2 protein-coding genes are annotated in these 1,709 nt (G+C 53.5%); both read right to left on the minus strand.

Annotated elements, in window-relative coordinates:
• Nucleotides 1-913: flagellin (locus QA596_12840; GenBank protein ID MDG5768338.1), on the minus strand; the 913-nt coding region annotated here is incomplete at its 3' end.
• Between the two features lie 372 nt (nt 914-1,285).
• A partial coding sequence (locus QA596_12845) for a flagellin (GenBank protein MDG5768339.1) occupies nt 1,286-1,709 on the minus strand: 424 nt, incomplete at its 5' end.

Genomic DNA, 1,709 nt, shown 5'->3' on the forward strand with positions numbered 1-1,709 from the left:
GGGCCGAAGTCGCTGTCTGCTGCAGAATTTGCAGCCTTACGGACTCGCTCTGCTCTTTGGCAAAGTCGGTGTCCATGATTCGGCTTACCGCAGACTGGTTGGCGCTGATGGACTGTGACAGCGTCACTTCACGTACCGTAAGTGAAGACTGGGCGATACCGATGTCGTTCACACGCTCGGACATGCCGTCGATCGCGCTGTCGATCGCGCTGATGAAGGCACGGAAGTCGGCCGAAGTGGCATCGTCGTGGAAGGACAATGCGCCCTGTCCAGAGCCGCCGGCTACGGTAGCGGTGATACCGGCACCATCCGCAACACCGCCGCCGCCACTGGTAGCGGCACCAAGGTTGACGGATGCTCCCGAAGTTTCTCCGGCAAACAGCTGACCAACGTTCACTGCGGAAATATTGGTTACCAGCGTGTCATCAGCACGTTCACCGACCTGGAAAGTCAGAGTCAGCGCACCGGTGTTGCCGGCACCGTTAAGCAGGTCGAAGTCCTGGAAGACGGTCTGATTTGCGATTTCGTTGATATCGTCACCCAACGCTTTGATCTGATCACCTATATAGCCACGCTCGGTATCGCCGAGAGTGTCATTGGCCGCCTGGGTAGCCAGACCTTTCATCTCGATCAGGTTGTCCATGATGGTATCGAAACTGGATTCGGCAATGTCCAGAACGGACTTCGCGTCACCCACATTTTGCAGAGCCTGACTCAGGCCCTCGACCCGGCTGTTCAATTTGGTTGCAATTGAGTAGCCGGCAGCGTCGTCTTCGGCGCGGTTGATCCGCAAACCGGTCGACATTCTGAGCTGATTGTCCGCCATATCGCGGTTAATGCGATTCAGCGAAAGTTGAGAATCCAACGACTGAATGTTGGTATTCACTCTGTTAAGATCACCAAAGCTTGACATATTATTTCTTATTTGTTGATGGTTTTACGTAAAAAGCGTTTAGCCTTCGTAATGCAATTACCTGAATTATCGAGCCGCTTTTTCCGTACTTAAGAAAAAAGTGAGCCGGTATTTTCGATTGTGACTAAGTGTGGCAAGTCATAGAAAAGTATTGCAGGGCAATAGTTTGGGGTGGGGGTTTTAGTCAAGAAAGGAATGACGGGACGGTTGTTCAAAGAGTTTCGAAGTATGAATGAGAGGGTGTTTGGCTCGGCGTCTCAATTGTGTCCGGTTAAAAAAAAGCCGGATGTCGCAGTGACACCCGGCTTTTGAAGGCCGCCGGCAGGAGATAATGTTGCCGGCAGGAAAGAGTTGCTGTCTGGATCCGTCGGATTATCCGAGGAACCCGAGCACGGACTGCGGACCCATATTGGCTTGTGCCAGGGCCGAAGTCGCTGTCTGCTGCAGAATTTGCAGTCGCACAGACTCACTCTGCTCTTTGGCAAAGTCGGTGTCCATGATCCGGCTTACCGCAGACTGGTTGGCGCTGATGCCCTGAGAAAGAGTCACTTCGCGCACACTCAGTGATGACTGGGCGATACCGATGTCGTTCACACGCCGGGCCATGGCGTCAATCGCGCTGTCGATCTCGGTAATGAAAGAGCGAAAGTCACCGGCGTTCCAGGCACCTTTTTCACCCGAGCCGCCCTGTGTAAAAGAGAGTTCGCCGGCGGGTGCTGAGCCGCTCGCCATGGAAAGATGAAAAGAATCGTATCCGGCCGCAATAGTTTCTTCCACAAGAACAGTACTGCCACTG

It is taken from the genome of Balneolales bacterium ANBcel1 (genome assembly GCA_029688905.1).
Classification (GTDB): domain Bacteria; phylum Bacteroidota; class Rhodothermia; order Balneolales; family Natronogracilivirgulaceae; genus SLLW01.